Source organism: Paenibacillus solani, from assembly GCF_050475945.1.
GTDB lineage: Bacteria > Bacillota > Bacilli > Paenibacillales > Paenibacillaceae > Paenibacillus_AQ > Paenibacillus_AQ solani_A.
On record NZ_JBCMXJ010000012.1, the window covers coordinates 189,386 to 202,749 of the forward strand.

10 protein-coding genes are annotated in these 13,364 nt (G+C 46.5%); 3 read left to right on the forward strand and 7 right to left on the reverse strand.

From position 1 onward, the window contains the following. Positions 1-21: 21 nt before the first annotated feature. A complete protein-coding gene (locus ABEQ74_RS14305; RefSeq protein WP_430122836.1) occupies positions 22-1,215 on the forward strand; it encodes a cell wall-binding repeat-containing protein in 1,194 nt (397 codons plus the stop codon). Positions 1,216-1,347: 132 nt separating this feature from the next. Here the strand turns inward: ABEQ74_RS14305 and qoxD are convergent, their stop codons facing one another. From qoxD to ABEQ74_RS14330, 5 genes are all read right to left on the reverse strand, one after another. After that, positions 1,348-1,635: a cytochrome aa3 quinol oxidase subunit IV gene (gene qoxD, locus ABEQ74_RS14310; RefSeq protein ID WP_053493738.1), complete on the reverse strand. Its 288-nt coding sequence runs from the start codon at positions 1,633-1,635 to the stop codon at positions 1,348-1,350. A 1-nt stretch (position 1,636) separates the two neighbouring features. Continuing rightward, positions 1,637-2,233: a cytochrome aa3 quinol oxidase subunit III gene (gene qoxC / locus ABEQ74_RS14315; RefSeq protein ID WP_054402039.1), complete on the reverse strand. Its 597-nt coding sequence runs from the start codon at positions 2,231-2,233 to the stop codon at positions 1,637-1,639. Continuing rightward, positions 2,230-4,173 carry a cytochrome aa3 quinol oxidase subunit I gene (gene qoxB / locus ABEQ74_RS14320; RefSeq protein ID WP_430122837.1) on the reverse strand — a complete coding sequence of 648 codons (1,944 nt, stop codon included), beginning with the start codon at positions 4,171-4,173 and terminating at the stop codon, positions 2,230-2,232. Before qoxB ends, qoxC begins: the two co-directional genes overlap by 4 nt. Positions 4,174-4,236: 63 nt before the next feature. Then, on the reverse strand, positions 4,237-5,241 hold the full coding sequence (gene qoxA, locus ABEQ74_RS14325; protein WP_430122838.1) for a cytochrome aa3 quinol oxidase subunit II: 1,005 nt from the start codon (positions 5,239-5,241) through the stop codon (positions 4,237-4,239). A gap of 857 nt (positions 5,242-6,098) precedes the next feature. Continuing rightward, positions 6,099-7,571, reverse strand: a complete 1,473-nt coding sequence (locus tag ABEQ74_RS14330; protein ID WP_430122839.1) for a PLP-dependent aminotransferase family protein — start codon at positions 7,569-7,571, stop codon at positions 6,099-6,101. A 142-nt stretch (positions 7,572-7,713) separates the two neighbouring features. Between ABEQ74_RS14330 and ABEQ74_RS14335 the strand changes: the two genes are divergently transcribed. Together ABEQ74_RS14335 and ABEQ74_RS14340 are read left to right on the forward strand one after the other, a co-directional pair. Continuing rightward, the gene (locus ABEQ74_RS14335; RefSeq protein WP_430122840.1) at positions 7,714-8,331 is read left to right on the forward strand and encodes a LysE/ArgO family amino acid transporter; all 618 of its coding nucleotides are present in this window, start codon (positions 7,714-7,716) and stop codon (positions 8,329-8,331) included. A 113-nt stretch (positions 8,332-8,444) separates the two neighbouring features. Beyond that, positions 8,445-9,293: a GNAT family N-acetyltransferase gene (locus ABEQ74_RS14340; RefSeq protein WP_430122841.1), complete on the forward strand. Its 849-nt coding sequence runs from the start codon at positions 8,445-8,447 to the stop codon at positions 9,291-9,293. A gap of 345 nt (positions 9,294-9,638) precedes the next feature. Here ABEQ74_RS14340 and ABEQ74_RS14345 read toward each other — a convergent pair whose 3' ends face one another. Both ABEQ74_RS14345 and ABEQ74_RS14350 read right to left on the reverse strand, forming a co-directional pair. Beyond that, positions 9,639-11,483, reverse strand: coding sequence for an ABC transporter ATP-binding protein (locus tag ABEQ74_RS14345; protein ID WP_430122842.1), 1,845 nt, complete (start codon positions 11,481-11,483; stop codon positions 9,639-9,641). Then, entirely contained in the window at positions 11,476-13,212 is a 1,737-nt protein-coding gene (locus ABEQ74_RS14350) for an ABC transporter ATP-binding protein (protein WP_430122843.1), read from the reverse strand. Before ABEQ74_RS14350 ends, ABEQ74_RS14345 begins: the two co-directional genes overlap by 8 nt. Positions 13,213-13,364 lie beyond the last annotated feature (152 nt).

The window sequence follows — 13,364 nt, forward strand, 5'->3', positions numbered from 1 at the left end:
AGAAGAATTGAGGAATAAACCGTGAAGAAAACGTTGGCCGGTTGGGCTTTAGCCCTTCTAACAGCAAGTATTCTGGCATGGACTCATGCTCAGAATCATTCGGAGCCTTCCATTGCAAAGGCGGCTCACAGTCAAGGGCTGATAAAGAATGTTCCTGTTCCTTGGTCTGCTACTAAAAATACCATTCGGCTCAATACGTCTGACCCTGTAAATGCAGCCGTGCTGACCTCCAAGACATTATGGCAGTCTACAAGTGACCATAGCCGACCGCAATCGGTGATTCTTGTGGATTCTGCAGATTGGTCCATAGCCGCCGTTAGTGCCAAACTTACACAACTTAGCGAGGGACCTTTACTGTATGTGAATCATGACGGGATTCCGAAGGAGACTTTGGAAGAACTGCGACGATTAAAGCCCAGAGGAGCCGAGAATAACAAGGGGATTGAGATCATTACGGTAGGGCCAATTTCGGAGAGGGTACTACAGGATTTGGAAGATCTCGATTATAAGGTCGAACATATTGCTGTTAAGGAAGCCCCGAAAGCCGCTGCTGTGATTGATCAATATGCAGCCAAAGTAACCGGGAAGTTATCGGGGGCAGTCATTGTCGGGTCGATGGAGCATCCCGATTACACGCTGCCAGCGGTAAGCTGGATTGCTCATAAACCGGAAACGCTTCTGTATGTCAGCGAGAAGGAAGTACCCGAAGAGACGATCCAAGCGCTTGAGAAGCGACAAGGAGACGCTCATATCTATATCATAGGTCCCTACAAGGCTGTGTCTAGGTCTGTGGAACAGAAACTGCAACAGTACGGAAAAGTGACAAGAATATCCGGTAGCAATCCTGTTGAGAATGCAATTCATTTTGCTAAGTTCAAAGACCCAGGGACAAGCTTTGGCTGGGGGATACAGAGGGCAGGCTATAGTTTCTCTATCACGACCTCAGAGTCACCTGTTTTGTCGATTGCAGCCGCTTCATTATCCCATATGGGAAGACATGCACCTCTTCTGTATACAGAACGAAACGGGGTGTCACTTCCGGTCGTGAAGTATATTGAATCGATTCAACAACCTTCCACGGAGCCATCGGCAATGGAGAGCCTAAACAATCATGCCTGGATTATCGGTGATGAGCATAATTTGACGACCAAGCTTCAAAGTGAGCTTGATGAGATCCTGGATACCAAGGCTGAGCATGGGCATTATGAATCCTAGCTATCCATCGTGTGATGACACTGATGACAAAATAAAGAGCCTCCTTCATGAGAAGGAGGCTTCTGCATCTGGATGAAGAGTTCTACTTAAAGTTCTTCATCCGGTGATGCTTATGCATGGAATGTTACTTCATTACGAGTACCAGCCCCATACGAAGATGAACAGCGTACCGAAGATGGTCACCAGTCCTACGAACAGTGCGTAGGCAATGTTGATGTAAATGGACTTCTTGTTATCACTTTCTCCGACGTGCATGAACAGCATTAGCTGAACAGATGCCTGCAAGATCGCAGTAACAAACAGGATGGCCATTTTCGAAGCTGCCGGCATATCCAGCAGAACGACGAGTGCGACAGCTGAAAGGACGAGAGATGAGATATAACCCGCTACATGCTTAATTGGAAACAGCTGTTTTATCATGTCACATCAGTCCTTTCAGATATACAAAGCTGAAAATGAAGATCCACACAACGTCCAGGAAGTGCCAGTAAAGCGAGAAGATGAAGGACTTGTTAGCTGTGGAATGATCGAGTCCATGCTTTTTAATTTGAATCAGAATAGCAGTTCCCCACAGAAGACCAAAGGTAACGTGAGCTCCGTGAGTGCCGAGCAATGTAAACAAGCTGGATGAGAAGGCGCTGGTTGAGAGCGTTACTCCTTCATGCACATAGGTGAAGAATTCGAAGATTTCGATTCCAAGGAATCCTGCACCCAGCAGCAAGGTGATGATCATAAACATCATCATTTGCTTTTTCAAGCCCAGACGCATCGCATGAACAGCCAGACCGATCGTGAAGCTACTCGTTAAGAGAAGGAATGTCTCTAGCAGAACAGGTGTTATTTCAAAAATTTCTGCTCCGCTCGGTCCGCTGGCAAAGCGGTTAGCGAGAACGATATAGACTGTAAACAAGGTGGCAAAGAGCGCAATTTCAGCTCCAAGGAACAGCCAGAATCCGAAAATTCGATTTCGGTTTTCTTCTGTACCATATTCCAGCGGCTGAGTGGCATCTATTTTCATACCGTATCACCCCGCAGTTTCTGTTCAGTTTGCACAATCTCTTCAACCGGAATGTAATAGCCATTATCCCGATCAAAGGACATGGTTGCCATGATAATCAGGACCCCAATACCGGCAATGATGGATGGAATCCACCAGCTGAATACCAGGAAGAAGCCAAGGAAGAAAAAGGCGATACCCAAAATAAACGGTTTTCCTGTGTTGCTAGGCATATGAATCTTGGTGATTTTCTCATCCGACAACGGTTCGTTGTTCTTCTTGGAGAACCAGTAAGCATCGCGTCCCTTAACTTTTGGTGTAACGGCAAAGTTGTAAACAGGGACAGGGCTTGGTGTAGACCATTCGAGTGCGCGTGCGTCCCATGGATCGCCTGTTTTGTCGCGAGGCTCGTAACGTGTACTCCAGTAGATGTTGTATACCAAGATAATAAATCCGATTGCGAGTCCAATCGCGCCGACCATCGACAGCATATTCAGCGGACCAAAGCCAGTCTCAGCCGAGTAGGTGTACGTACGGCGGGTCATCCCTTTCAATCCCAGGAAGAACAACGGGAAGAAAGTCACGTTGAACGATATGGCAATGAACCAGAAAGCAAGTTTACCGAGCTTCTCATTCAGACGGAAGCCGAATACTTTAGGGAACCAGTAATGGAAACCTGCAATAACGGCGAATACAGCGCCTGGAATGAGCACATAGTGGAAGTGGGCAACCAGGAACATGGTGTTATGATACTGATAGTCCGCACTTGCCATCGCCAGCATAACGCCTGTTACGCCACCGATCGTAAAGATCGGAATAAATGCGAGTGAGTAGAGCATCGGTGTTGTGAAGCTTATTCGGCCTTTACGCAGCGTAAAGAGCCAGTTAAATATTTTGATCCCGGTCGGAACAGCAATGGCCATCGTTGTAATCGAGAAGAAGCCGTTAACCATAGCGCCTTGACCCATCGTATAGAAGTGGTGGGCCCAAACCAGGAAGGAAAGTCCCGAGATAATCACCATACTAAGTACCATGGAGGAATATCCGTACAGGTTCTTTCTGGAGAAGGTCGAGATAATCTCACTAAAGATACCAAATGCAGGCAAGATAACGATATATACCTCAGGGTGACCCCATACCCAGAACAAGTTAGCCCAGAGCATATCCATACCGCCATTGGCCATCGTGAAGAATTGGGAACCAAAAACGCGGTCGAACAGCATGAGCAGGAGCGCAATTGTAAGTACAGGGAAAGCAAAGATAATGATGACACATGTGATCAACACAGCCCATGTAAACATCGGCATACGCATCAGGGTCATACCGGGGGCACGCATTTTCAGAATGGTGACGATAAAGTTAAGACCCGTCAACAGCGTACCTATCCCTGAAATCTGAAGTGCCAGTGAATAATAGTTGTTACCGACAGTTGGACTAAACTCAATACTTGCGAGCGGGAAGTATGCGGTCCAACCAGCATCCGGCGATCCTCCGATAACGAAGGAGATGTTAAACAGCATCGCGCCAGCAAAGAACAGCCAAAAGCTGATCGCATTCAGTTTAGGGAAAGCAACATCCCGTGCACCGATCTGGAGCGGAATAACAACGTTCATAAGACCAAAAATGAATGGCATAGCCATAAATAATATCATAATAACGCCATGCGTCGTAAATACTTCGTTATAATGCTGACCGTCCAGAAACTTCATATCTGGAGCGGCGGTTTGCGCGCGCATCATGATGGCGTCGACGCCACCGCGGAACAGCATGATCAATGCAGAGATGATGTACATGACACCAATTTTTTTGTGATCCACGGTTGTGAGCCATTCCCGCCACAGATATCCCCACTTCTTGTAATAGGTCAAACCGAAGAGGATTGCGAGCGAGACGAGTACGATGCTTACCATGGCACCATAAATCAACGGCTCACCGGTAACGAAAAATTCGTCCCATTTCATAAAGGCCTAGCTCCTTTCTGGATGTATGAAGGATTTCGGATTAAGTACGCTTGACTCGCCGAATTAATGTCCTTCATGTTGATGATTTGAACTTTCATCTACAGATGAATCTGGAACTGGTTTGTTCGGATCAACGTTTGGTACGTTGTCAAACTCGGATTCTTCTGTAGTGGCAGGATCCGGATGTAATTCATTATGGTCCATACCCTCCATATTGCCATGGGCATCCCCACCATGATGGTGGCCTTCGGCTGGAGGAGGACTGAACTCCAAGTGGTTGCTCGAGAAGGTCATTCGTCCAACATGCTCTGTTTCGAGCAGTTTATTGAACTCATCTTCTTTCAGTTCAGGCGCAGTTTCCTTTACATCCTTAACCCACTTATCATACTCGGTCGGAGTCATGGCAAGTGCTTCAAACTCCATGTGCGCGAATCCTTCACCACTAAAGTTCGCATTGCGGCCCAGCATAGATCCTGGTTCCTCGGCAACCATGTTCAGCTTCGTGAGCATGTCGCTCATCGCGTATTTCTGACCATGAAGCTGCGGGATCCAGAAACTTGTGATCGGACCGAAAGAGTAAAGTCTAAATTCAATCGGACGATTGGTTGGAATGTTGACGTAATTTACCGTTTCGATGCCTTCTTCAGGATAGCTGAAGTGCCATTTCCAGTTGGAAGAGGAAGCGTAAATAACCAAAGGCTTCTGGTCCTCATAGCCTGCAGGCACCTTCTCAACGGCCACCGTTGTTTTCACGGTAACAACCGAGAGGACGACAACGATCAGAATCGGGATGGCAGTCCATAGTATTTCCAGCCATTTATTGCCCTCTTCATGCGGTGGTTCATAGCCTTCGTTTGATTTTTTGGCTCGATATTTGGTAAGTATGACAATATAGAGCGTGTAAACCACGGCTAAAATTCCGACCATCACTAATATGGAAAAAATGATTGTATCGGATAGGGTTCTAGCAGCAGGTCCTTTCGGATTTAACACAGTGAGCGAGCTGCATCCCGATAAGAGCAAGGTGAAGCTTAATAACATTGCAAATAACGGCCCTCTTTTGTTCATGATGTACCCCTTTCCTTGAAACGGCTTCATTCGAATCATTTTTTACTGACATATCTATACTAGGAATTTCCGATCTCCTTTGCAAAACACATAAATTAGATTTAATTACATATAAATCCATATTCGTGTCAAATCATGTACTATTATGTGTTCAATTTGTTACAGAAGGGACGTCGTGTGAGCGAAATCATTGTAGTGGCGCGATTTCCGGGCAGTTCATACTTTGTTCAAACTTTCACGAGAATTACTGGTTTCGTCACAAATTTGGGCTGTTTTTGACGGGGCATCATCCTCCATTTTCCATACAAATCCCTTTATTTATAAGGACTTAGACTAATATGTAATTTTTTTCACAAGGATAAAACGACTTAATAAATGATGTGCTCCAATAAAATCACATTCGACAGAATATGTTTCTGAATGTGAGATTATCAAAAAAAGGTATTTTAAAATGCATAGAAAAAACTTAAATACGCGGTACGAAAGGAAAGAGACGACCTGGCATTTGATTGGTGAATGGTTATCAATTCCTGCTTTCAGGTGGGTGAGCAGGCTGCTAAGACACGGGAGTATTGTCTGCATTTTAGGCAGGTTAATACAGGTTATTATACTGGGACTTTACCGCTATGCCATTTGTCACACTATTTAGCCCATCGGTATGTTTCGCGATCACGTGTAGGTCATCAATTGCAAGTTACATTAGACATCCGTTATAAAGTTACTCGTGAATCTGTCAAAAAGAAGCCCAATATCTGTTATCCAGAATTTCTAGTGCGATATTGTAGTTTGGAATCATATGACTCTTTCAGCTGTTCAATATTATCTGAAACACCTTCGATAAAGGCTCTCCCTATGGATTAAAGATCTCGGGAAAGCCTTTCTTTACCAAGTTGGAGGCGGATAAGCTCCGCAAGCCGGATAAGCCCGCTCTCCATCTGATTGAATGAGGCATAAGCATAGGATAAGCGCAGATGCTGCTGGTCGTTACGATCATATATATTTCCGGGATTAAGCAAAATACTCTCCTTCAGCGCCTGTTCAAATAACGGACGAATGGAGAGGAGGTTCTTGATGCGAAGCCAAATATAAAATCCACCTTGCGGGATATTCCAACATGCAATGTCGGCAAAGTATTGGTCCAGTATAGAAAGGATAAAATCTCGGCGTTTCAACAGCTCTGCCCGGATATGATCGAGATGATTCTCATATAATTCGCTTGAGAGCCATTCGGCGACAGCATGTTGGGAGAGGGAGCTGGAGCCGTAATCGGTTTGCATTTTGATGTCGGACAATCGATCAATGACCGGTTCAGGGCCAACGATCCATCCGAGGCGGAGTCCGGGTCCGAGCGTTTTGGACATGCTTCCCATATAAAGTACCAGTCCTTGTTTATCCAATGCTTTCAGTGGCGGTGGAGAAGGCGTATCAAACCAAATGTCCCCGTACACATCATCCTCAATAACAGGGAGCCTTTCCTGTGCACAAACCCGAAGCAGCTCCGCTCGCCTGTCTGAAGACATGAGCGTGCCCGTAGGGTTCTGGAAGGAAGGAATCGTGTAGAGCAGGGCAGCACTGTGCTGGCGCTTAAGTCGATCAATGGTATCCAAACGAATCCCTTGCTCATCCATCGGAATGCCGTGTAAATGCATCCCAGCAGATTGAAACACATGGATGGAGTTTAGATAAGAGGGATTCTCCACCAAAATGGAAGAGCCTTGCTCCAGAAGTCCCAATGAGATCAATTGTAAGCCTTGCAGCCCACCAGAGACGATAAGAATAGAGGAGGGGGAGGCCATAATCCCCTTCTTCTTCAGATGCTCACCGATGATTTCCCTTAAGTATAGGCTGCCTTTCGGTTCCGAATAGCCCAAAGTGAAACGGCTGGCCATATTGCCGCTAAATGCCTGCCGCATTTGGTCGGTCGGCAGAAGATCTGGCGAAAGCTCGCCTGTGCCGAGACGGATCATGTTCGAATCGGTTTCTGCACGATTGATTTGCTGGATCATATGGATATTAGGTTGATAAGAGCCGGATTTCACATAGTGATTCCAATCAGGCGGGGGCGTGGCAGCGAGTAAACTCCAGGTGTTGTTGATGACTAGGGTCCCTTGTCCCACGCGGGATTCGACCAAACCATCTGCGGCGAGCTCCCCAAGCGCATAGACAATGGTACTGCGGTTAACTTGAAACTTGGCAGCCAGATCCCGCTGCGTAGGAATCCGGATTCCGACAGGCCATTCACCGTTCATGATTCTGTGTTTGATATATTCATAAATTTGCCGATGCAGCGGTACATCGGAGGATTTATTTAACTTCCAATCTTCAGTCATAGGTATCGATAATCCCACTTCCATATAGTTGTATGCCTCAGTATAACGCATTGGTTGGGTGAGGTGCCAACCATTTGGTTGGAGACGAAGCTAATATCTTCCTATACAATGATGGAAATATTCGCTGGAGGTATGGTTACATATGATAGGCGTCATCGTCCATGGATTCATTCTAGCTTTAGGTCTTATTCTTCCTTTAGGCGTGCAGAACGTGTTTGTATTTAATCAGGGAGCGGTACAAACCCGTTTCGCCAAGGCACTACCTGTCATAATTACCGCATCGTTATGTGATACACTGCTGATCTCCTTAGCAGTTCTGGGGGGTTCCGTTGTCGTACTGGAATACGAGTGGTTTCGGACTGTGCTGTTTGTATTAGGGATTTGTTTCCTCGTCTATATGGGGATGGTGACCTGGAAGAGCAAATCTTCGGGTCAAGCGCAAGAAGAGGCTCGTTCATTTACCCCGAAGAAGCAGATCGTGTTTGCCATGTCCGTATCCTTGTTAAACCCTCATGCTGTGCTGGATACGATAGGAGTTATTGGTACAAGCTCACTGCAATATTCAGGGACAGAGAAAGCCATATTTGCGGCTGTTTGTATCGCTGTCTCGTGGTTATGGTTCTTGGGCCTGGGCATCGCCGGCAGGGCTATGGGAAGGATGGATCCATCAGGGAAATTGTTATCCGTGTTGAACCGTATATCGGCATTGATTATGTGGGGAACAGCCGGGTACCTGGGGTGGAGCCTAACACTATCTTAGTTAAAAAGATTTGGGTGTGAATTTTTAATTATAGATGATTAATCTCTTTGTCAGCACTTTTTTCAACCTTTATAATGAACCTAATTCTAAAGAGAGTATAAGGAGGGGGAGTTATGGAATATAGATTGGTAAAGTCTGATCGGACGATGTTCTCAAAATATTTTGCTACCTATTATAGAAATAACTGGTTTAGACCGAGCTGGGACGATTTAACCAAGGTTCTTTCAAATTCGGATGATGGTTATTGGGTTTATGCAGGTGAGGATAAAGCAGCTGGAGTTTATATGCCTGACCGTTCCATCGGTCTTGTATTCGGCATTCCCCCTTACTCGATTACGACTGAGCTGATCCATTTCTTGAAGGGATATGCCATTACAACTTGGAATTTGACGAAGGAACTGCAAGCAAATAATGTTCTGGATGAGCAAGAGAGCGCTTATCGCGATACTGGTTTTGTATGGATTGGATCGAGGCAATGCATGCTTCGGCCTACCGAGCAGCTGAAAGCATCGATGAATATCAATTATGTAGACAGAAAACCAGCCATCGAAGATATGTCTAGAATTGTAGAGGTGTTTAGCAAAGCTTACGCCAATGGTCCGGATGAGAGAGAAGAAGGGGGTTATGCTGAAGATTTGATTCGATATTTTGACCAGGTGCCCGAGAAGCTGCTGGAAGCATCTAGCGTAATATACGATCGAACAACGGAAGAAATCGCGGGTGCGTGTTTGATTTCTATGTGGGAAGGCTTACCGCTCGTCTACAGTATAGCCGTTCTTCAGCAGCATAGAGGAGAGAGGTTGGCAACCGCGATGCTGGATAAAGCCTTAACGGTCTTGGAACCTGATTACCCTGTGCTGCGTCTCTTTGTTACAAGGGGGAATCAAGCGGAGCTGCTCTATAAGAAGAAAGGTTTCCTCTCCGGTGGGGAATATCATCATTATAAATATACGATCGAGTAAGAAATGTAGAGTAATTGTCATGCTAAGCTGAAAATTGTACCCCTATTTCATCCTTTTCAGTAGGAGGTTAAGGCAGTGAACTTATCGATTGGCGGCTATTCTTTTTATAAGATGCAAGTCAAACCCGGAAGAAATAATTGTTCAGCCAGGCTCTCACTTTTCACTTCATAAAGTTGCTGGATAAAAAAAGGAACCACTGCATTTCGCCCGCTCGGGCAGTAATATAGTTCATAGGTTTTTAGAAAAAGAGAGCCGATTCTAGTAGAATCGGCTCTCTTGTCTATGATTACAGTCAGCAACTTATCTATCCTACAGAATAAGAACATTCCCTTTAACTGCCTAGCTTTAACTGGACATCTTAAACTGGCTGTTATACAGCTCATAGTAGAAACCGCGTTTAGACAGTAGTTCCTCATGTGTACCGCTTTCAGCAATTCTGCCTTGATTCATGACAAGGATCTGATCAGCCTCGCGAATGGTGCTTAGACGATGAGCGATAACAAAGCTGGTTCGGCCCTGCATCAAGGTGCGCATGGCGGTCTGAATATGCATTTCCGTCCGTGTATCGATACTGCTTGTTGCTTCGTCCAAGATGAGGATAACCGGATCGGCCAGCACTGCGCGGGCAATCGTCAAGAGCTGCCGCTGCCCCTGGCTAAGATTCCCTCCACCTGAGAGAAGCTCCGTATTATACCCTTCAGGAAGATTCATGATAAAGTCATGTGCATTGGCAAGCTTGGCAGCAGTTTCAATCTCCTCGTCTGAGGCATCAAGCCGGCCGTAGCGAATGTTCTCCCGAATCGAAGCAGAGAATACGTAGGCATCCTGAAGGACAATACCGAGCTTACTTCGCAGATCGTCTTTGTCCAGCAGACGGATATCGGTACCGTCTATCGTAATTTGACCAGCATCGATTTCATAGAATCGGGTAAGAAGATTGATGATTGTGGTTTTACCTGCACCTGTCGGGCCTACAAGCGCAATGGTTTCACCCGGCCTGGCAGTAAGCGAGACATCCTCGAGAATTGGCACGCCTTCTTTATAACTGAAGCTGACATGGTCAAATCGAACTTCGCCAAACATATCATCTGCTTGCTGTCCCTCGGGATTGTCTTGATATTCGGATTCGGTATCGATGACTTCAAAGACCCGTTCAGCTCCAGCTACGGCGGATTGTACAAGGTTAAACTGATTCGCCAAATCGTTCAGTGGGCGTTGAAACTGTTTTGAATAATTCAGAAAGGCAACGACGATGCCCACAGTGGTATGGCCTGAGAAAGCCATGTAACCACCAACTGCGGCAATCAAGGCGAAGCTTACGTTATTCAGGACGTTCATGACAGGACCGACGGTTCCTGAATAGATCTGGGCTTGAATGCTGGCATCGGTCAGCTTCTTATTCATCTCGTCGAACTCCGCAGCGGCGTGCAGCTCTCGGCGATATACCTGGACAACCTTCTGACCCGAAACGGTTTCCTCAATGAAACCATTAAGTTCACCAAGAGTGCTCTGCTGCTTAGCAAAGTGCTTTCTTGTCCGGCTGGCCACCGTCTTCGTGAACAGCATAACGAGCGGAATGGTGACCATGCTCAAGAGTGTGAGCCATACATTCAGATACAGCATGATGGCAAGCGATCCAACCAGAGCCAGTACGCTTGAAATTAACTGAGTCACACTTTGATTCAGCGTCCCGGAGATGTTTTCGATGTCATTGGTTGTCCGGCTCATTAATTCTCCATGCGTCTTGCTATCGAAGAAACGAAGAGGCAGGACCTGAAGTCTTGCAAAAATATCTCTCCGCATCGCCCGTATGGACTGCTGTGACACGTTAACCATCACATGCTGCTGCAGCCATGCAGAGAGAGCAGTACCCGCATAAACGGCAAGAAGAACGGCACATAGTCCAATGAGTCCTTTGAAATCACCAGGTATGATGTAAAGGTCCACAGCTGTCCCAAGCAAATAGGGAGCGATCAGGGATAGTATTGTCGATATAAGCGTGAAAATGAATACAGCAATCATTCCGCCCTTAAACGGACGAATATAACTCCAGATCCGGCGTATCGTACCCATTGTATTCTTCGGCTTGGCTTTCGCCATGGTCATACCGCGTACGGGACTGCCGCCACGCAAGCTAAGGTCCGGGGCTGCTGTATTGCCATGCTGAGATTGCTGATCCGATTTAGCCATGGGAAGATACCTCCTTGCCGAATTGCGATTGATAAATATCCTGATACAGCTCGCATGTAGCAAGCAGTTCGTTGTGCGTTCCTTGCGCAATCAGCTTCCCATCATCCAGGACAAAAATAAGATCGGCATCAATCACGGACGAAATCCGCTGGGCAATCATGAGACAGGTGCGTCCTATCATCAGCTTGGCCAGCTCTTTCTGCAGCCTCGATTCTGTTCCCATATCGATGGCGCTCATGCTGTCATCAAGAATAAGAATCGAGGGGCGCAGCAATAAGGCCCTTGCGATGGATATCCGCTGCTTCTGTCCGCCGGAGAGATTGACACCGCGCTGTCCAAGTAGGGTATCGTAACCTTCCGGCATGGATGATATAAACTCATGCGCTTGTGCAGCCTTAGCCGCAGCAATGACGTCTTCATCAGCAGCATCCGGCTTTCCATAGCGGATGTTGTCGCGGATAGTGCCTGAGAAGAGAATGGACTCCTGCAGGACGATACCAATTTGCTCACGCAGTGCAGATAATTCCATATGCCGCACATCGGTTCCATCAATAAATATCCGTCCGGATGTAACATCGTATAGACGGGGGAGCAGGGATACTAGTGAAGTTTTTCCAGAACCGGTGGCTCCCATAATCGCAATAGTCTGCCCCGGCCGTACCTTGAAACTCACATCTTGCAACACAGGCTTCTGTACCTTGGGATTATAGGAAAAGGTCACCTGGTCATATATGATCTCTCCTTGCTTGGAGGAATCCTTGGTCGGATGGGCTTCGTTCACGATTTCGGATTCCGTTTGCATAACTTCCTGGATACGATCAGCAGAAACCTTGGCTGTCGAGATTCGAACCAGCATCATCGCGACAGAGGAAACAGAGAACAGCACCTGCGTTACATAGTTAATGAAAGCTACCAGACGTCCGACCTCAAATGAGCCATCGATGGCATTTTTTCCGCCTAGCCACAGGACAATCACGATGCTAATATTCAGGATCATCGTCAGGATAGGCATATTTAGGGCAACGATGCGCTGAGTCTTCACCGAAACCTGCGTAAAGTCCGTATTGGCATGATGGAACCGTTCCTTTTCATACCCCGCCCGCACGAATGCTTTGGAAACACGGATCCCTGCAAAATTCTCCTTCAGCACCGTATTCACTTTATCAAGCTTCTTCTGAACGGTGGCGAATAAAGGAAGGGTGGCTCGGATTAAAAAAAACATAACTACGAATAAGAGCGGAACGGCAACAGCCAGAATGATCGCCAGCTTGGGGCTGATGATAATCGCCATGATGATGCTGCCAATCGCCAGAAACGGAGATCGTACGAAGATGCGGAGCAGCATCTGGACCATCGTCTGCAGCTGGACGATATCGTTGGTTAATCTTGTGATGAGTGAGCCGGTAGATATTTCATCGAGATTGCGAAACGATAGAGTTTGTACTTTGCGAAACAAATCCCGGCGCAGATCGGCGCCAAAACGCTGAGAAGCAATCGAAGAATAAATGGTACATCCCACACCTCCGATAAGCCCGATGGCAGCCGCCCCCAGCATGAACAGACCGGTCCTCAGAATGTGTGAAGTATCATTTTGCATGACGCCTTGGTCAATAATGCTTGCCATGAGGATGGGCTGCAGCAGGTCCATGGCTACCTCCAGCAGCATAAGCAAGGGTGCAAGCAGGGCCGCGGCCCAGTGTGGACGTAAATAACGAAATAGTTTGAGCAAAGATACTGGCACCTTCTTTATTCTATTTTGTCTAATTACCAAGGTAAGCCATCGACTTCAATCTTGTCAAAGGGAAAAGAGATAAGCCTACTTACCTCTCTTAAGAAAAAATTTAACTTTTCTCTACTTTTCCTTAAACTCTATTCATTAAC